An 18912-nucleotide genomic window follows, 5' to 3' on the forward strand; every position below is an offset into this window, starting at 1 on the left:
TCTCGCGTATTGGTGACAAGGGCGCAGGCACACCCCCCGGATCAGTTGTCGGACACCTGTTCCGCGAGCGCCAGCCACTCCAACTCGGCCTGCTCCTTCTCCTCGCGCACCGCTTTGAGCTGTGACTCGAACTCGACGATCTTGTCGTAGTCGCTGCCGTGCTCGGCCAGCTTCTCGTTGATCTTGGCTTCTTTCTCGGAGAGCTTGTCCATCTGCCGCTCCAGCCGGGAAAGATCCTTGCGAGCCTGCCGCAACTCACCCGCCGAGAGGCCAGGCGCGCCCTGCGGCGCTCCAGGTTCCTTCCCGGGTACGCCCGGAGCACCGCCCACTGACACCCGCGAAAGATATTCGTCGATGCCGCCCGGAAGGTGCACGAGTTTTCCGTCGCCGAACATGCCGTAGGCCGTCTCGGTGACCCGCTCCACCAGGTAACGGTCGTGGCTGGCCACCACCATCGTGCCCGGCCACGAGTCGAGCAGGTCCTCGAGGGAGGCCAGGGTGTCGGTGTCCAGGTCGTTCGTCGGTTCGTCGAGCAGCAGCACGTTCGGCTCGGTGGCGAGCAGGCGCAGCAGCTGCAGGCGCCGGCGCTCACCGCCGGAGAGGTCGCTGACCGGCGTCCAGATCCGCTTGTCGGTGAAGCCGAACACCTCGGCGAGCTGACCGGCCGAGAGCTCCCGGTCGCCCAGCTTGACCCGCTTGGCGACCTCTTCCACCGCCTCCAGCAGGCGCAGATGCCCGGGCAGCTCCTTGAGCTCCTGGGAGAGGAACGCGGGACGAACCGTCGAGCCGGTGACCAGGCGACCGCCGTCCGGCTTGGTGACGCCGGCCAGCAGCCGCAGCAGGGTCGTCTTGCCCGCGCCGTTGGCGCCGAGGATGGCGATCCGGTCGCCCGGGCCGACCTGCCAGGTGAGGTTCTTGAAGATCGGCTTGGGACCGGCGTTCAGCTCGATCTGCTCCAGGTCGTAGACCTGCTTGCCGAGCCGGGTGGTGGCGAGGCGCTGAAGGCTGACCGTGTCACGCACCGGCGGGATGTCGGCGATCAGCTCGTTGGCCGCGTCGATCCGGAATTTCGGCTTCGAGGTCCGGGCCGGCGGGCCGCGGCGCAGCCAGGCGATCTCCTTGCGGAGAAGGTTTTGCCGGCGGGACTCGACCGCAACGGCGACCCGCTGTCGTTCCGCCCGGGCCAGCGTCCAGGCGGCGTAACCGCCCTCGTAGATGTGCACCTGCTGGTCCACGACCTCCCAGGTCGCGGTGCAGACCTCGTCGAGGAACCAGCGATCGTGGGTGACCACGACCAGTGCACCGCGCCGGGTGACCAGGTGCTTGGCGAGCCAGTCGACGCCGGCCACGTCCAGATGGTTGGTGGGCTCGTCGAGGATCAGCAGGTCGCTCTCGCGGACCAGCAGCGCGGCGAGCGCGACCCGGCGGCGCTCGCCACCGGACATCGGCCCGACCGGGGTGTCCAGGCCGAGGTAACCCATGCCGAGGCCGTCGAGGATCGTGCGGACACCGGCGTCGCCGGCCCACTCGTGCTCGGCGCCCATGCTCTCGGTGAGCCAGCCGGTACCGAGGACGACGTCACGGACGGTCGCGTCGGCAGCCAGTGTGAGGCTCTGCGGCAGGTTTGCCACCCGGAGGTCACGACGGTGGGTGACCCGGCCGTCGTCCGGTTCCTCGATCTTGGCGAGCATGCGTAGGAGGGTGGATTTGCCGGCCCCGTTCAAACCGACGATGCCGATGCGGGCGTCGTCGTCAAGGCCGAGCGACACGTCGGTGAGCAGCTGACCGGCGGCGCCGTAACCCTTGTTGACCCGGTCCAGGTTGATGATGTTGGCCACGATGCCTCTAGGTTACCCGCGCGCCCGGCTGCGGCCCGCGCGCGGTGACCGCCTCCAGGCAGACCCCGGCCGCGTCCAGCCCGGCTGCGATCTCCTGGGCGTGCCCGGCGTCGGCGGCGAGGAAGACACAGGTGGGGCCGGAACCGGAGACGATGCCGGCGATCGCGCCCGCCTCGTGACCGGCTTTCAGCACGTCGGCGAGCTGCGGGCGCAGCGACAGGGCGGCTGCCTGAAGATCGTTGCCGAGCGCGGCACCGAGCACCTCCGGGTCACGCTGGCGCAGCGCGGCCATCAGCTGGTCGGGGCCCTCCAGCGGGGGCGGCGGCCAGGAGCTGTCCCGCAGGGTGTCCAGCTCGCGGTAGACGGCCGGGGTGGACAGGCCGCCGTCGGCGATCGCGACCACCCAGTGCCACGCGGTCGGCCGGGCCAGGATCGGGCTGACCGCCTCACCGTGGCCGGTGCCGAGCGCGGTGCCGCCGTGCAGCAGGAACGGCACGTCCGAGCCGAGCTGCGCGCCAACCTCGGCGAGCTGGTCACGGGACATGCCGAGACCCCAGAGCATGTCGCAGGCGATCAGGGCGGCGGCCGCGTCAGCGCTGCCACCGGCCAGCCCACCGGCGAGCGGGATCGACTTGCGCAGGTGCAGCCGTGCGTACGCCGGGACGCGCGCGTGCGCGGCAAGCGCCCGGGCGGCCCGGATGATCAGATTGGTCTCGTCGAGCGCCAGCTCCCCGGTGCCGACACCCTCCATGGTCAGGGTGAGCGTGTCGCCCCGGCGAGCGGTCAGCTCATCGAAGATCCCGATCGCGTGATAGACCGTGTTGAGCTCGTGGTAACCGTCCGGCCGCAGCGGACCGACACCGAGATGCAGATTGATCTTGGCAGGCACCCGGACACGCACCGGACCAGGATGCGGACGCGGCCCCTCGTCGTCCGGCCCCCACGCCTCGGTCACGGAGCGATGTCCCGGATCGGCAACCGAATCTCAAACGGCGCGCTCAACACCAGCTCCTCAGCCGAATCAGCGACCAGCCGGTAATCGCCGTTCACCAACTCGTAGGCGAACACATGGAGCGGGCTCTGCTCGATTCTCCAGTAATGCGGAATGCCCGCAGCGGCATAGAGACTGGGCTTCTCCAGCCGATCGCGTCGCTTCGTGCCGGGAGAAACAACCTCGACGACAAGCGTGACCTGCTCGGGCCGAGCGTAGTGCCGAGAACCCACGATCGCCGCCTCCACCAGAACCACGTCGGGCTCCAGAGTCGCGTCGAGCGACAGGGCGACACCGGTCTCGAAGCTCGCCCTGTATTGCTTCGGCGCATGCCGCCGCAGCCAGCTCCACAGGAGCCCGATGATGTCCTGGTGATCATAAGTTGGGGAGGGAACCACGATCATGACTCCATCGCGGAGTTCGACGCGAGGGGCGTCATCGGGAAGGGAAAGGACGTCCTCGACGGTGAAGGCGGCGAGCCTCTGCATCATGGGATCGGGTGACCACATGAGCTGACCTGCTGGTTCGGCTGTCATGAGTCCACCTCCTCGGGTTCCACATCAGTGGGGGTGAGCTTACCGCCGGGCACCGACACTTTGGCTGCCGCCGCGATCGCCGCGAACTCGCCCACCGTGAGAGCCTCGCCCCGGGCCTGCGGACTCACGCCGGCGGCACGTAACACCTGCTCAGCGCGGTCCGCGCCGCCGGCCCAGCCGGCCAGCGCGGCGCGCAGCGTCTTGCGGCGTTGCGCGAACGCCGCGTCGATCACCGCGAAGACATCGGTACGCACAGCGCCTGCCGGAGGCTCGCGCCGGGTGAACGCGACAAGCCCGGAATCCACGTTGGGCACCGGCCAGAACACCGCCGGTGGGACCTTGCCGGCCGACTTCGCCTCGGCGTACCAGGCCAGTTTCACCGACGGCACGCCGTACACCTTCGAGCCGGGACCGGCGACCAGCCGGTCCGCGACCTCCTTCTGCACCATGACCAGGCCGCCGCGCAGTGTCGGCAGCTCGGCGAGCAGGTGCAGGACCACCGGCACCGCCACGTTGTAGGGCAGGTTCGCGACAAGCATGGTCGGCGCCGGGTCGAACCGGTCGCCGCGGACCCGGAGCGCGTCGGCCTGGTGCACGGTGAGGTGCGGCACGGTGACCGTCTCCGGCAGCGCCACGGCCAGCGTCGGGTCGATCTCCACGGCGTGCACGTGCCGGACCGCGCCGACCAGGCCCAGCGTCAGCGAGCCGAGCCCGGGACCGACCTCCAGGGCCACGTCGTCGGCGCGCAGCCCGGCCGCCGCCACGATCCGCCGGATGGTGTTCGGATCGTGCAGGAAGTTCTGGCCGAGCTTCTTGGTCGGCGCGACGCCGAGGCGCGCGGCGAGTTCCCGGATCTCCGCCGGGCCGAGAAGTGTGTCAGCCATGGGATGAGCCTAGAGCGGGCCTTTCACCACGGGCCGAAGACCCGCTCCCCGGTGACGGAGATCGTCGCGCACAGCTCGTCGACGTCCACACCCCGGGCCGCGGCCAGTGCCCGCACCGTGATCGGGATCAGGTACGACGCGTTCGGCCGGCCCCGGTACGGAACCGGGGTGAGGTACGGCGCATCGGTCTCCACCATCATCTGCTCCGGCGGGGTGAGAGCCGCGGCCTCGCGCAGGTTGGCCGCGTTCGCGAAGGTGACCGTCCCGGCGAAGCTCAGGTAGAAACCCCGGCGTACGCACTCGGCGGCGAACACCGCGTCGCCGGAGAAGCAGTGCAGCACCACGGTGTCCGGCGCGCCCTCGGAGTCGAGGATCCGCAGCACGTCGTCGTGGGCCTCCCGATCGTGGATGATCAGCGCCTTGCCGTGCCGCTTCGCGATCGCGATGTGCGCCCGGAAGCTCTCCTCCTGCGCGACCCGGCCCTCCTCGCCGGTACGAAAGGTGTCCATCCCGGTCTCGCCGATGCCACGCACCCGGGGCCGGGCGGCCAGCGCCTCGATCTCCCGCAGAGCCTCGTCCAGATCGGACAGCCGGGGCGCCTCGTTCGGGTGCAGCGCGACCGCGGCGAGCACCGAGCCGTACTTCTCGGCGGCGTCGGCGCCCCAGCGCGACGAGTCGACGTCCACTCCTACCTGCACGAGCCGATCCACTCCGGCCTTCGCGGCGGCGTCGATCAAGGCCTGGACCGGGTCACCTGCACCCGGGGCGAAGGACGACAAGGAGCCGCCCTCCTGCACGGTCAAATCCAGGTGGGTGTGGCTGTCGAAGACGGGGATCGCGAGCGCTTCAGGTGCCGGGGGGAACTCGCCCGCCCGCCGTGCGGCTTTCGCCGTGCGGGACTCGGAAGGCGAAGAGGGAGTAGACATGTGAGACATTGTGCACGTCGCTATTTCCGGTAACCGGGCGTTCATCCGATATCCACCGGGATCACTTAGGTTGCGGCCCGTGACCGTGACCGGTGAGGACAGTGAGCTGGGCTACGACCCGCTCGACCCACCCCTGATGGCACCGCTGCGCCGCGACTTGAGCTGGCAGCAGGTTCAGCTCATGAGCCAGTCGGTGTCCTACCGGGAAGACCCCGGTCTGCGCCGGATCCGGGCCACGGCAGCGATCCGGCGCGGCACCCGGATGACCAAGATCCTCTCCGCGGCACAGGTCGCCGGCCATCTCGGCGGCTGGCTTCCGTACGGGTTCTGCTACCGCGCCTGCGACATCGAGCACCTGCGCGAGCCGGACCAGTTCGGGCTGCTGCGTACCGACGGCACGGCCGACTCGGACGTCACGTTCGCGCTGCGCTGGCGTGCCACCGACCCGATCGACTACGAGGTGCCGGCCAGCCCGTCCCAGCCCGGCCTGACGGCGTTGCCGTCGCACTCCCGGGTCGGCGCGATGGTTCTCGGCACCGGGTTCGGCCCGAGCACCGACGAGCTGATCCCGGAATACATCACGGCCGGGTTCGCTGATCTTCCGATCCCGGCGAACGCGCAGCTCCTGGCGCACGTGCCGGGCGGCGAAGAGGTGATTCTCTACACCTACCAGCCGGAGCAGAACGGGTGGCTGCGGCTGGCCGGACCACGCTGGCGGAGCCTGCTCGGTGAGATCCCCGGCGCCAGCCCGGACCGGGAGTACGTGCCGTGCACCGGCGCGGCCTCGGCACGGCTGGTCGGCCGGATCGACGACAAGGAGTACGAGGCCGTCGCCGATCCGCCCGGCGAGTTCCGGGTGCGGGCGCTGACCCGCGCGGCCCGTTATCCGGTGCAGACCCTGAGCCGCCGGGCCGAGCAGGCGCTCTGGCGCGGCACACCGGTCTGGGTGCTCCAGCGGGACGAGACCTGGGCGCGGCTGCGCCTGATCAAGCCCGAGGCCGACGTGATCAACGCGACCGGGGCCCGCTGTTACGAGCGCGGGGTGTACGAGGCCTGGGCGCCGGTCGACGAGCTGGCCGACCACCACATCGCCGATATCGCGTACCAACTCTGATCGTGAAAGCGGAAGGGACCGGCCTGGGCCGGCCCCTTCCGGGTCTTACTTCCTGGTGAGCTTCGCCTCACGGTTCTTGCCGGCGTAGTTGTGGGCCCAGTCGAACGTCCAGGCCAGAACCACGATCTGTCCCTTGGTGACACCGGCCGGAACCTTCATCGACCAGTTGCCCTTCTTGGACGGCTTGATCTCGACACCGTTGTTGCCGCAGTGCTTCATGAACTGCGCCTCGGTGGTGTACCGCTTCCACTTCTTCTTCTGGGTCAGGCAGTAGAGCTTGCCCGAGGTGGTCACCCGGATGATGGTGACCCGGGCGACCGTGACGCCGGCGCCCTTGTCGGTGAGGGTGCCCTTGATGGTCTTCCAAGAACTGATCTTGTTGGGGTTCTTCGGCTTGGTGACCGTCAGCTTCGGCTTCCACGTGTCCTTGAGGACGTTGACCGTGGCGAGCGGGAGCCAGCCGGTCCAGCCGTTCTTGTTGGTGAAGGCGATCCGCATCTTCACCTTGCCGCTGATCTTGGTATCGGTGTTCTTGCGGTACAGGATCGTGCCGGCGAACTTCTGGTCCCGGCCACCGAGGGTGTCGATCCAGCCGTCACCCCAGTCGACGTGGATCTTGTCGGTTCCGGCGGGAACCTTGGAGATCGCCACCTCGAACCGAGCGCCCTGGTAGATCGTGTACCGGCTCAGCTTCCACGTGGCCGGGACCGTCACCGAGACGACCTTGGCCGCGGTGGTGGCCCGGTTGCCGCTGCGGTCGGTCAGCGTCTCGGTGACGGTGAACCGGCCGGCCCGGGTGTACTGCTTCGCGTAGGACGTGGCGTTCGCGGCCAGCGTGGTGCTGGTGCCGTCACCCCAGCTGATCTTCCGGCTGATGGCGGAGTCCGGGTCGCGGTCGTCCTTGTACTCGGCCGCGGTCTGGCTGAAGGTGACCTTCTGGCCGGTCCAGATCGAGGTTGCGCTCAGCCGGAAGGACCCGGTCGGCGCCTTGATGTCCTTGGGAGCCGGCGTGGTCGTCTTGACCGGTGCCGGCGAGGTGGTCGTCTTGACCGGCGCGGCCGAGGTCGTCGTCTGCACCGGCGCGGCCGAGGTCGTGGTCTGCACCGGCGCGGCCGAGGTGGTGGTCTCGACCGGAGCGGCCGAGGTGGTCGTCTCGACCGGAGCCGCCGAGGTCGTCGTCTCCTCCGGGTCGGCCGTCGGGGAACCCGACGTCTCGGTCGGATCAGGTGTATCGGTGGCGGCCGCGGCCGGGGTCACGATCGGACCGGCTGCCAGGACAGGTGCCGCGTAGACGGCCCCACCCGCGACGATCGCGCCGCTCACGAACGCCGCCAGAAGCGGGCGCGACAAGCGTGATTTCACAAAAGCTCCTTCATAGATCTCGTCCACGAAGGAGCGCACACGTCATCGAGGTTCAAGTCGCGCCCCGACCGAACCTATGAATCACTCACGTCCCCCGTGGTGGCGAGACGCTACCGGATCGACGTGAGAATGATCAATACGATTTCACTTCTTGGTGATGGTCGCCTGGCGGGTCGCTTCGCCGTAGTTCTCGGCCCAGTCCCAGGTCCACGCCCAGGCGAGCAGGTAACCCTTGCCGACGCCGGCGGGCACCTTCAGCGACCACTTGCCCTTGCTCACCGCGAGCTTCACGCCCTTGTCGGCGCAGTAAGTCATCAGCTGCTTGTCGGTGGCGTACCGCTTCCACTTCCGGTCCGGGGTGAGGCAGTACGTCGTACCCGCCGAGTTGGCCCACAGGACGGTCGCGTAGACGTTCTGCACACCGGACTGGGTCTCGGCGACCGTGCCGGTGATCGTGCGCCAGGAACTCGCCCGGCTCGGCTTGGCCGGCTTGTTGACCTTCACGACCGGCTTGGTCGTGTCGGACAGCACCTTCATCGTGCCGACCGGCTGGTAGGAGCTGTAGCCGTAGGTGTTCTGGAAAGCGATCTTGATCGGGAGGTTCCCGCTGACCCGCTTGCCGGTCTTCGGGTTCTTCAGGAAGTAGTAGCCGATCGCGCCGTTCCGGCCGGCGTGCCCGGTCACCGTGCCGTCGCCCCAGTTCACGATGATGCTCTTGGTGCCGACCGGAACGTTCGACACGTTCACGCTGAACTGCACGCCCTGGTAGACCGTGGTCCGGCTGAGCTTGTAGGTGCCCGGGACGGTGACCGTGACCGTCTTGGCGATCTTGAAGACGTTCTTGGCCTCGTCGGTGAGCGTCTCGGTGATCGTGAACCGGCCGGCCCGGGTGTACTGCTTCGTCTGCGCCTCGGCGGCCGCGCCGAGCGTGACAGTGGTGCCGTCACCCCAGTCCACCCGCCGGGTGATCTTCGAGTCCGCCGAGATCGCGTCGCCGAAGTCGGTCGCGCGCTGGCTCAGCGTGATCCACTGACCGGCCCAGAGTGCCGTGGTGTTCAGCTTGAACGTCCCGGACGGCGCGGTCCGGTCCACCGGCTTGGCAGGCGAAGGGCTGGCCGGACCCGACGTAGGCGCCGACGAAGAGGAAGCCGACGACGAAGGAGCAACCGGGCTGGGCGACGAGGAACTGGGCGCGGCCGAACTGGGCACCCCCGAACTGGGCGCAACCGGACTGGGCGCGGCCGAGCTGGGCTCAGCGACCGGCGACTCCACACTGGGCTCAGGACTCGCCGATTCCGATGAGGGCGCGGGCTCCGACGAATCGCTCTCGGTGGGAGAGGGCGAGGCAGATGCCGACTCGTCGTCGATCAACACCCGCTGCGGAGAAACGGCCAGGACCGGCGACGCGGCAACCGCGCCCCCCGCGACGACAACACCGCTGATGATCGACACGAGCAACCGGCGCGACAGTCCTGACTTCACGGGCCGGAACGGTACCGGATCATCGTAACTTCGATCAACACGGAGAAATACGCCGGCGTCCAAGGACGCCGGCGAATCAACTGGTCAGGAGCCCTCGCCCAGGCGAGCCAGTTCCTCCTCGACCACTGTCGGCTCCAGCTTGCGGAACACCGGCTTGGGCGCCGCGAGAGGCGTACCCGCGACCAGCGGGACCGACTCCCAGCGGGTGCCCACCGTGTAGTCACCCATCAGAACCGGGTAACCCGGGCCGCCGTCCAGGTCCTCGACCTCGACGATCTCCGGCATCGGCGCGTGCACCCCGGAGTTGCCGAGCAGCTCGAACACCTTCTGCGCGGAGTGCGGCAGGAACGGGGTGAGCAGCGTGTTCGCGTCGCTCACCACCTGGAGCGCGACGTGCAGGATGGTGCCCTGCCGCTCCTTCTCCTCGTCCGACTTCAGTTTCCACGGGGCCTGCTCGGACAGGTACTTGTTGGCCTCCGCCACCACCCGCATGGCCTCTCCGATAGCGGCCTTCTGCCGGTGTTTGCCGATCAGCTCGCCGACCGTCGCGAACCCGGTCCGGGCAACATCGAGCAAGGCGAGATCTTCCGGAGTCAGGTCGACCGCCGGGGGGATCACCCCGAAGTTCTTCGCTGCCATCGAGACCGACCGGTTCACCAGGTTGCCCCAGCCGGCCACCAGCTCGTCGTTGTTACGCCGGACGAACTCGGCCCAGGTGAAGTCGGTGTCGTTCGACTCCGGACCGGCCGCCGCGATGAAGTACCGCAGGGCGTCGGCGTCGTAGCGCTCCAGGAAGTCCCGCACGTAGATGACCACGCGGCGCGACGAGGAGAACTTCTTGCCCTCCATCGTCAGGTACTCGCTGGAGACCACCTCGGTCGGCAGGTTCAGCTTGCCGAGGTCGCCGGGCTGGCCGCCCTTGTCGCCCTCACCGGAGTAACCGAGCAGCAGCGCCGGCCAGATCACCGAGTGGAAGACGATGTTGTCCTTGCCCATGAAGTAATAGGCCGACGCGTCCTTGCCCTCGGCGTCCGCCGACCACCACTTGCGCCAGGCCTGCGGGTCGCCGGTGCGCCGGGCCCACTCGATGGACGCCGACAGGTAACCGATGACCGCGTCGAACCAGACGTAGATGCGCTTGTCGTTGCGGTCACGCCAGCCGTCGAGCGGGATCGGTACGCCCCACTCCAGGTCACGGGTGATCGCCCGGGGCTGAAGGTCGTCAAGCAGGTTGCGGGAGAACTTCAGGACGTTGGGCCGCCAGTTCTCCCGCTGGTCCAGCCAGTGCCCGATCGCCTCGGCGAAGGCCGGCAGGTCCAGGAAGAAGTGCTCGGTCTCGACGAACTGCGGGGTCTCCCCGTTGATCCGCGAGCGCGGGTTGATCAGCTGCTCCGGGTCGAGCTGGTTGCCGCAGTTGTCGCATTGGTCGCCGCGAGCGCCCTCGTAACCGCAGATCGGGCAGGTGCCCTCGATGTAGCGGTCGGGCAGCGTGCGGCCGGTGGACGGCGAGATCGCGCCCAGCGTCGTACGCGCAACGATGTACCCGTTCGAGTGAAGGCCCTCGAACAGGTCCTGCACGACGGCGTAGTGGTTACGCGTCGTGGTGCGGGTGAAGAGGTCGTAGGAGAGGCCCAGCCCGTGCAGGTCCTCGACGATCACCCGGTTGTACCGATCGGCGAGTTCACGCGGGGTCACACCGTCCGCGTCGGCCTGCACCTGGATCGGCGTGCCGTGCTCGTCGGTCCCGGAGACCATGAGCACGTCGTGTCCGGCCATCCGCATGTACCGGCTGAAGACGTCGGACGGCACCCCGAAGCCGGAAACATGACCGATGTGGCGCGGGCCGTTGGCGTAGGGCCAGGCAACCGCGGCGAGAACGTGACTCATGAAGTACAAGGGTAGTGACCGCCTCCGCTGCGCCGCCAACGGATAAGCACTTGACGCGCCGCGCGCCCGATTTGTCACGACACGCCCGATCAGTGACGTGATCCGAACCGGTCTCAGGCGTTCAATGATCTAGTGACCGGAGACGCGCCGCAGCCCGGAGAAGCACCCCGCGACCAGGCCAATCCTTGGACCCTCGCCGAACCCGAACCCGGATGGTGGCAGGGCGAGCACGATCGAGAGCCGCAGGACCTCACCGAGGGCTCACGGTTCGCCACCGCCGGCGAGCTGATGATCATCGAGCCGGACGGAGGTGAGCCCGCCGGTCCTGACGAGACCGACCGAAACCGGCCAACCGTGGTGCTCAACCCGCAACGGCCGCTACCCGACGTACCGGTGTCGCCCGAGGTCGAGGCGCGTCTGGAGCGGCTGGAGAATTCACCGTTCTGGATGAATGAATCGGAACGCGCCGCGGCCGAGGCATCCCGTCCCGCACACGCACGGCCGCCCGCGCCACGCCGGACCGCCGCGCACAATCCGGTCGGCCCGCTAGTCGCGCTGGTCATGCTGAGCCTGCTCGCGGCATTCTTCGGCTGGGTCAGCGCCGAGCCGTTCTGGCTGGCCACCGGCCACGGCGACGACGGCTGGGCGACCACTTCACAATGCCGCGGCGACGGACTCACCCAGCGCTGCTCCGGACAATTCACCACCGAAGACGGCGCCTTCACCGCCTCCCGGGTCACCCTCCTCGGCATCTCCGGCGAAAGCCGCACAACAGGCGCGATCACCCCGGCCCGAATGGTCAGCCCCGGCAGCGAGCAAGCCTATGCCGGACCCGCCGGAACCCTCATGCACCTGCGCTGGTCACTCGGCTTCACCCTGGTCCTGATCTGCGGTTACGGCATCGCCCAAACCACCGGCGCCAACCGCCTCGAATCCGGCATGAAACGCCGCCGAGCCGTCCTCCTCAGCTTCGCCGCCCCCGTCCTGCTCCAGCTGGGATTCCTGGTCGCCGCCTTCTAAAACCCTTTTTGATACGCACAACCGCAGAGCACCGTCAGCCCGAGGCGGCTGACGACCCTCCCGCCGGCGCGCTCCGCCGCCGGCCCCGGAGATCCGTTCAGCTATGCACGATGTTGTAGACGTCGCGTTTCTTCATGCCGAACTCGGTCGCCACCGACTGAATGGCATCGCGCCGGGTCTCGCCGCCGGCTTCCCGCTCGGCGACGGCGGCCCGCAGCTCGTCGTCCTCCGGCACGACCGCGGCCACCACCGGCGCGCCGCCGACCACCACGGTGATCTCACCGCGCGGCTCGTTCGCGGAAGCCCACGCGGCCAGCTCGGCAAGCGTGCCCCGCCGCACCTCTTCGTACGTCTTGGTCAGCTCGCGGCAGACCGCGGCCGGCCGATCCGCGCCGAGTACAGCCGCCAGGTCCTCCAGCGAGCTCTTGATCCGGTGTGGTGCCTCGAAGAGGACGAGAGTGCGCGGTTCCGCCGCCAGCTCCCGCAGCCGGGACCGTCGCCCCGAACCGGTGCGCGGCAGGAACCCCTCGAAGCAGAACCGGTCACTGGGCAGCCCGGAGAGCGCCAGCGCGGTGGTCACGGCGCTCGGGCCGGGTGCCGCGGTCACCGGGTACCCGGCGTCCAGCGCGGCCCGGACCAACCGGTACCCCGGATCGGAAACGCTCGGCATGCCGCCGTCGGTCACGACGGCGACGACCGAGCCGGCCGCGAGCGCCTCGACAAGTTCCGGGGTACGACGTTCGTCGTTGCCCTCGAAGTACGACACGATGCGGCCGCTGACCGTGATGCCGAGGTCGCGGGCGAGCCGGTTCAGCCGCCGGGTGTCCTCGGCCGCGATCACGTCAGCCGAGGTCAGAACCTCGCGAAGCCGGGCCGAGGCGTCGCCGATGTTGCCAAGTGGGGCGCCCGCCAGCACGACCCGTCCGCCGCCGTTCTCTTCTCCAGCCATCCGAAAAGTCCACCACACGACAGGACGCGGCGACGGCGGGCATCACTTCTCAGTCGCACGGCCTACGATCGCGGGGTGACGACGGCGGCCACCGCAGAGAATGACCTCACCACCCCGGACTCCCCCACCGGGGCGGAGCAGCCCACGGGAGTGCGTGCTGTCCCAGAGATCGTCCGGCGTCGGTTGTCGACGCTGGACCAGCGCTTCAACCCGTACTCATGGATCGTCACCGCGATCATCGTGGTGATCGCCGCGATCCTGCGGTTCTCCGGGTTGAGCCGGCCGAAGGGCTACATCTTCGACGAGGTGTACTACCCGACGGACGCCTGGGACATGCTCCAGCACGGCGTGGAGTGGGACGAGAAGACAAACGGCCCGGCGTACGTGGTGCACCCGCCGCTGGGCAAGTGGCTGATCGCGTTCGGCGAGCACTTCTTCGGCAACACCGAGCTGGGCTGGCGGTTCTCCACGGCGGTCGCCGGCACGCTGATGATCCTGGTCCTGATCCGGGTGGCGTACCGGTTGTTCCACTCCATCGTGCTGGCCGGCACGGCAGGTCTGCTGATGACGCTCGACGGGTTCCAGCTGGTGCTGTCGCGGACCTCGCTGCTCGACATCTTCCTCGGCCTGTTCATCCTGCTGACCTTCGCGGCGATGGTCCTGGACCGCGATCACTACCGGCGCAGCTGGCAGCGGCATCTGGACTCCGGTTACGACCCGGCCACCACGCCGCGCCTGCCGCTGATCGTGCCGTGGTGGCTGCTGGTCGCCGGCGTGACCTTCGGGATGGCCTGCGGGGTCAAGTGGAGCGCCCTGTTCTTCGCGCCGTTCTTCGCCGCCCTGGTGATCGTCTGGCGGGTGCAGGCGCGCCGCTCGGCCGGCATCCGCGGCCCGATCATCGCCGGCATCCTCGGTGACCTCGGCTGGCTGGTGCTCGCGTTCGTCCTGACGTTCCTGGTCTACCTCGCGTCCTGGACGGGCTGGTTCGTCACCGACACCGGATACTTCCGGCACTACCGGGAGGCGAACGGGATGAGCGAGCCGCCGATCATCGGCGCGCTGCTCAACCTCGCGCACTACCACTCCGAGGCGTACAACTTCCACAGCGGACTGACCGAGAAGCACACGTACCAGTCATGGCCGTGGCAGTGGCTGCTGCTCGGTCGCCCGGTGGCGTTCTACTGGAACGGCAACGGCGACTGCGGCGCCTCCAACTGCGCGGCCGAGATCCTGCTGCTCGGCACGCCGATCCTCTGGTGGTCGTTCCTGCCGGCACTGGGCGCCCTGGTCTGGTTCGGCATCGCCCGGCGCGACTGGCGTGCCTACGCGATCTTCACGGGCGCCGTGGCCGGCCTGCTGCCGTGGTTCTACTTCGCGGTCGCCGACGGCCGGACGATGTTCTCGTTCTACGTCCTGCCGGCCCTGCCGTTCCTGATCCTGGCCGTGGTCTACGTCCTCGGCGCGATCATGACCCCACCAACAGGCCTGGTGGCCGGCCCGTCCCGCTCCGACAGACAGCTCATCGGCACAGTCGTGCTGACCACGTTCGTTGTCCTGGTGGCCCTCTGCTTCGCCTACTTCTACCCGGTCTTCGTAGGCACCCTGATGCCATACGACGACTGGTCGGTGCGAATGTGGCTCGGAAGCCGCTGGATCTAACCCAGGGGGCCGCCAGATCCAGCCCCGGGCCCGCCCGTTCGCCACAGATCTTGTGAGTTTCGGCCATCCGGTCGACCGCAAACTCACGAGTTTCGCTGAGCACCGGCCGGCTGGTCTCGTCCGTGTCAGGCCGCGGCGACGTCCTGGAGATCGTGAGTTTGTGGTCGACCGGACGGCTGAACCGCACAAGATCTGCGCAACGCCTCGCACGCACCCGAGCAAACTGCCGCCGTCCATGAGCCCGCGCGGACTGCTGCCATCCATGAGCCCGCGCGGACTGCTGCCATCCATGAGCCCGCACGGAGCTGAAGTCGACACGTACGTCGCGAACAATGCCGTTGTGTCGATTTGGGGCGCGATCCACAGCGCGATCCGCACCCCAAATCGACACGCGGTCAGCTTGACTGGGTCTCGCCGCGAGCGGGCCCTGCGGTTTCGTGGGCGTTGCGGCTCCAAATAGGGCGCGCCCCGATCGTCTGCCACGGGGGAAGCGGACGATAGGGGCGCGCAAGATGGAGCTTAACGAGGTCGGTTGACCTGCACAACGGGTGGCCACACAAGATTGCTCTGGCGCAAACACCTTGCCGCAATTCGGACATTATGCTCTAATAACTCTTAACGGTTTTATCGATTCGTGAATAAAGCTCGATAATGCGGTCGGGAATGCGACAGCAAATTGAACTCCGAATCGGCGTAACGTCTTTTCGCTATGGCCCTCACTGCTGCTCAGTGAAGGGCGCCCCGGAACCGTTCACACCGGCCACCACCGGTCAAATCTCCGGCCTCATCATTTCGTCCCATTTCGGGGGATCAGTCGACCGTCCCCCTTATGAGTGATGTGTGCCAAGATCGCGATAAATGTTCTTAAGCTCGCCGCGTGACTTCGCAGGAACCGCACAGGCAATCCGACCAAGACGCGCCCGACACGCAGATCATCGCCGTGTCGGAGCCCGCGCCGGTTTTCGTCGACTCCACAGGTCGACGCAGCCGGCTGCTACGGCGCATCGCGTTGGGCTTCGGTGTCCTCGTCGTCGCCTACGGGGGGCTGCTCAGCGTCAGTCTGGCCGGTGGACCGGTCAGTTCCAGCGCGGTACTACCGCTGCCCGGTCTGGACGACGAACGGGACGACAAGAACGACGCAACGCCGCAGCCGCGCCCCACTCCCACGCCGCAGCCGAGCACCACGGCCCGGCCGAGGTACATCATGGAGTCGCTGCAGCGGCGCACCGATTACCCGCCGCGCCGTAGCGTCGCGCCCTCCTCCACCAGACCGTCGGTCAAGCCGTCGGTGAAGGCGAGCGCCAAGCCGGTCACCAAGACCCCGACGCCGACCACGACGAAGACGACGGAGTCGACCACCAAGCCGGTGCCGAGCAAGTCGACAAGCCCGAGCCCGGCCACCTCGACCAGCAGCCCGGCGACCGGCGGCGGCACCGAGGTACCGCCCGCCCCGCCCGGCTCGGGCACCGGCGGCGGTTCTGGCGAGGGCACCGGCGGCGGCACCGGCGGTGGCGGCCAGGCCGGCGGCGAGGGCGGCGGCCCCGTCACGTCCGAGCCGCAGCCGGCAACCGAACCGGCCGCTCCGAAGCCGCCCGCCGCGCCCGCCGCTCCGAAGCCGCCCGCCGCGCCCGCCGCTCCGAAGCCCCCCGCCACTGAGCCGGCCGCGCCGAAGCCGGCCGCCGAGCCTGCGGCCACCAGCACGAGCAGGCCGACGGTCGCCGCGCCGCCGCCCGCTGCTCCGTCGTTCGAACCCGATCCGGCGGAAACCCCTGCCCCCGAGACCGGGACCACGCCGTGACAACTTCCCCCTCGCCCGCCCCCACCCCCACCCGGCGCTCCCGCGCCCGCGGCCGGAGCCGCCGACGGATCCTGCCGCGCCCCCGCGTCATGCTCGGCACCCTGCTGATCGGCTTCTTCGTCGCGGTGCTGGTGGTGCAGGCGTACATCAATGCCGAGTTCAAAAACGACCATGTGGAGACCGAGGTCGGCGACCAGGCCGGTGTCCCGCTGGCGATCCGCGGCGGCGGCCCGATCATCAACACCACCGGCGGCCAGGAGAGCACCAGCCGGCTGCCGGACCGCACGATCGCGCTGACCTTCGACGACGGCCCGGATCCGGAGTGGACCCCGAAGATCCTGAAGGTGCTGCGCGACAACGACGCACACGGCACGTTCTTCGTGGTCGGCTCGCAGGTGGCCCGCAACCCCGAGATGACCAAGAAGATCGTGGACGACGGCAACGAGCTGGGCGTGCACACGTTCACCCACCCGAACATGCAGCGGCTCGCGCCCTGGCGGCGTCAGCTCGAGCTGTCGCAGACCCAGGTGGCGATCGCCCGTGCCACCGGGGTGAAGACGAACCTGGCCCGGTTCCCGTACTCGTCCAAGAACGCCGCGATCGACGACGTGAACTGGGGACTCGTCAAGGAGGCCGGCCGGCACGGGTACCTGGTCGTGGTCAATGACCTGGACAGCGAGGACTGGCAGCGGCCGGGCGTCGACAAGATCGTCGCGGGTTCGACCCCGGGCGGGGACAGCTCGGCGGTCATCCTGTTCCACGACGCCGGCGGTGAGCGTGCGCAGACCGTCGCGGCACTGGCGAAGTTCATCCCGATGATGAAGGCGCGCGGGTACCGGTTCACCACGGTCACCGAAGGGCTCAACCTCAGCATCGCCGAGCAGGCCGCGAACGCCGGCAACGATCGGGCGGAGAACGCCACGGCGATCACCGCGCTGCCGCTCAACCCGGAAGCGCCAAAGCACGACGAGTGGCGCGGACTGGCCCTGATCTGGACCGTACGGCTGGCGGACGGCCTGGTCACCGTGATCGCCACGCTGTTCGTGGTGGTCGGGCTGCTGACCATCGGGCGTACCGCGCTGTTGCTCCTTCTCGCGACCCGGCACGCCCGGCAGCGCCGCAAGCCGGACTGGAGCTGGGGTCCTCCGGTGACCGAACCGGTCTCGGTGATCGTCCCGGCGTACAACGAGAAGGAGGGCATCGAGGCCGCGGTTCGCTCGCTCGCCACCGGTGACTACCCGGAGATCGAGGTGGTGGTCGTCGACGACGGCTCCACCGACGGCACGGCCGACCTGGTGGAACGCATGGGCCTGCCGAACGTGCGGGTGGTGCGGGTGCCGAACGGCGGCAAACCGAACGCCCTCAACACCGGCGTGGCGATGGCACGGCACGACCTCATCGTCACGGTCGACGGCGACACCATCTTCGAGGACGACTCGATCCGCCGGCTCGTGCAGCCGTTCGCCGACCCGTCGGTCGGCGCGGTCGCCGGCAACGTGAAGGTCGGCAACCGGGCCAGCATGGTCGCGCTCTGGCAGCACATCGAGTACGTGATCGGCTTCAACCTGGACCGGCGGCTCTACGAGACGATGAACTGTATGCCGACCGTGCCCGGCGCGATCGGTGCGTTCCGCCGGGAGGCACTCGCCCAGGTCGGCGGCGTCAGCGACGAGACCTTGGCCGAGGACACCGACGTCACCATGGCGTTGTGCCGGGCCGGGTGGCGGGTCGTGTACGAGGAGAACGCCAAGGCCTGGACCGAGGCGCCGACCACGCTGGAGCAGCTCTACCGGCAGCGGTACCGCTGGAGCTACGGAACCATGCAGGCGATGTGGAAGCACCGCCAGTCGATCTTCGATTCCGGGCCTTCGGGCCGGTTCGGGCGGGTCGGCCTGCCGTTCCTGGCGCTCTTCGGCGTGGCCCTGCCGATGCTCGCGCCGGTCGTCGACATCATGCTGATCTACGGCCTGGTCTTCTGGGAGCTCAGCGAGACCCTGGTCGCCTGGCTCGGAATGCTGACGCTGCAGATGTTCACCGCCGCGGTGGCGTTCCGCTTCGACCGCGAATCGCTACGCCCGCTGCTGCGGCTGCCGTTGCAACAGTTCGCATACCGGCAGCTGATGTACCTGGTGCTGCTGCAATCGGCGACCACCGCGATGACCGGGGGCCGGCTGCGCTGGCACAAGCTGAACAGGGCCGGCCTGGTCGCGCGGACACCGGCACCGGACCCCATCGGGCCGAGTGGCAACGTCGCGCCCGCCGTGGACGGCTGGCCGCCGATCCAGCCGGACTGGACCCCGGCTCCGCGTACGCCCACCGGCCGCGCCGTGGCACCGCCCGCCGTTCCGTCGCAGGCCATGCCCCGCGAGTACTTTCCGGATGAGCTTCCACACGCCGGCTCGCCCCCGGCGGGAGGCTCTGGCCCGGTTCGCGCCGGGTGAGCGCACCGGCCCGTGCCCGGCCGAA

At 68.9% G+C, this 18912-nt stretch carries 15 protein-coding genes; 6 read left to right on the forward strand and 9 right to left on the reverse strand.

What is annotated here, in order from left to right:
• Nucleotides 1–41: 41 nt before the first annotated feature.
• Genes ACQP2E_RS35570 through ACQP2E_RS35590 form a run of 5 tightly spaced genes read right to left on the reverse strand, consistent with a single transcriptional unit; the run spans nt 42 to nt 5184 of the window.
• Entirely contained in the window at nt 42–1838 is a 1797-nt protein-coding gene (locus tag ACQP2E_RS35570) for an ABC-F family ATP-binding cassette domain-containing protein (protein WP_433827344.1), read from the reverse strand.
• A 7-nt stretch (nt 1839–1845) separates the two neighbouring features.
• Nucleotides 1846–2793 (reverse strand): 4-(cytidine 5'-diphospho)-2-C-methyl-D-erythritol kinase, encoded by a 948-nt coding sequence (locus ACQP2E_RS35575; protein ID WP_433827345.1) that lies wholly within the window; start codon nt 2791–2793, stop codon nt 1846–1848.
• A complete protein-coding gene (locus ACQP2E_RS35580) occupies nt 2790–3365 on the reverse strand; it encodes a Uma2 family endonuclease (RefSeq protein ID WP_433827346.1) in 576 nt (191 codons plus the stop codon). The genes ACQP2E_RS35575 and ACQP2E_RS35580 overlap by 4 nt, the downstream gene beginning before the upstream one ends.
• Complete coding sequence (gene rsmA, locus ACQP2E_RS35585; RefSeq protein WP_433827347.1) at nt 3362–4249, reverse strand: 16S rRNA (adenine(1518)-N(6)/adenine(1519)-N(6))-dimethyltransferase RsmA; 888 nt, start codon at nt 4247–4249, stop codon at nt 3362–3364. Before rsmA ends, ACQP2E_RS35580 begins: the two co-directional genes overlap by 4 nt.
• 23 nt (nt 4250–4272) lie before the next feature.
• Nucleotides 4273–5184, reverse strand: coding sequence for a TatD family hydrolase (locus tag ACQP2E_RS35590; protein WP_433827348.1), 912 nt, complete (start codon nt 5182–5184; stop codon nt 4273–4275).
• A 70-nt stretch (nt 5185–5254) separates the two neighbouring features.
• On the opposite strand from ACQP2E_RS35590, the gene ACQP2E_RS35595 reads away from it, so the two are divergent.
• A complete protein-coding gene (locus ACQP2E_RS35595; RefSeq protein ID WP_433827349.1) occupies nt 5255–6289 on the forward strand; it encodes a hypothetical protein in 1035 nt (344 codons plus the stop codon).
• A gap of 45 nt (nt 6290–6334) precedes the next feature.
• On the opposite strand, the gene ACQP2E_RS35600 is transcribed toward ACQP2E_RS35595, so the two are convergent.
• Both ACQP2E_RS35600 and ACQP2E_RS35605 read right to left on the reverse strand, forming a co-directional pair.
• Entirely contained in the window at nt 6335–7651 is a 1317-nt protein-coding gene (locus ACQP2E_RS35600) for a hypothetical protein (protein ID WP_433827350.1), read from the reverse strand.
• 144 nt (nt 7652–7795) lie between these two features.
• Nucleotides 7796–8743, reverse strand: a complete 948-nt coding sequence (locus ACQP2E_RS35605; protein ID WP_433827351.1) for a hypothetical protein — start codon at nt 8741–8743, stop codon at nt 7796–7798.
• Between ACQP2E_RS35605 and ACQP2E_RS35610 the strand changes: the two genes are divergently transcribed.
• A complete protein-coding gene (locus ACQP2E_RS35610; protein WP_433827352.1) occupies nt 8712–9161 on the forward strand; it encodes a hypothetical protein in 450 nt (149 codons plus the stop codon). The genes ACQP2E_RS35605 and ACQP2E_RS35610 overlap by 32 nt on opposite strands.
• A gap of 56 nt (nt 9162–9217) precedes the next feature.
• Here ACQP2E_RS35610 and metG read toward each other — a convergent pair whose 3' ends face one another.
• Nucleotides 9218–11020, reverse strand: coding sequence for a methionine--tRNA ligase (gene metG / locus ACQP2E_RS35615; RefSeq protein ID WP_433827353.1), 1803 nt, complete (start codon nt 11018–11020; stop codon nt 9218–9220).
• Between the two features lie 132 nt (nt 11021–11152).
• On the opposite strand from metG, the gene ACQP2E_RS35620 reads away from it, so the two are divergent.
• Nucleotides 11153–12040 (forward strand): hypothetical protein, encoded by an 888-nt coding sequence (locus ACQP2E_RS35620; protein WP_433827354.1) that lies wholly within the window; start codon nt 11153–11155, stop codon nt 12038–12040.
• Nucleotides 12041–12137: 97 nt separating this feature from the next.
• On the opposite strand, the gene rsmI is transcribed toward ACQP2E_RS35620, so the two are convergent.
• Nucleotides 12138–12989 (reverse strand): 16S rRNA (cytidine(1402)-2'-O)-methyltransferase, encoded by an 852-nt coding sequence (gene rsmI, locus ACQP2E_RS35625; RefSeq protein ID WP_433827355.1) that lies wholly within the window; start codon nt 12987–12989, stop codon nt 12138–12140.
• A 75-nt stretch (nt 12990–13064) separates the two neighbouring features.
• Between rsmI and ACQP2E_RS35630 the strand changes: the two genes are divergently transcribed.
• From ACQP2E_RS35630 to ACQP2E_RS35640, 3 genes are all read left to right on the forward strand, one after another.
• Nucleotides 13065–14648 (forward strand): dolichyl-phosphate-mannose--protein mannosyltransferase, encoded by a 1584-nt coding sequence (locus ACQP2E_RS35630; RefSeq protein ID WP_433827356.1) that lies wholly within the window; start codon nt 13065–13067, stop codon nt 14646–14648.
• Between the two features lie 877 nt (nt 14649–15525).
• Nucleotides 15526–16446: a hypothetical protein gene (locus ACQP2E_RS35635; protein WP_433827357.1), complete on the forward strand. Its 921-nt coding sequence runs from the start codon at nt 15526–15528 to the stop codon at nt 16444–16446.
• Nucleotides 16443–18887 (forward strand): bifunctional polysaccharide deacetylase/glycosyltransferase family 2 protein, encoded by a 2445-nt coding sequence (locus ACQP2E_RS35640; RefSeq protein ID WP_433827358.1) that lies wholly within the window; start codon nt 16443–16445, stop codon nt 18885–18887. The genes ACQP2E_RS35635 and ACQP2E_RS35640 overlap by 4 nt, the downstream gene beginning before the upstream one ends.
• The last annotated feature ends 25 nt before the right edge of the window (nt 18888–18912 follow it).

Origin of the sequence: Actinoplanes sp. CA-015351 (assembly GCF_050955685.1) — a bacterium.
GTDB lineage: Bacteria > Actinomycetota > Actinomycetes > Mycobacteriales > Micromonosporaceae > Actinoplanes.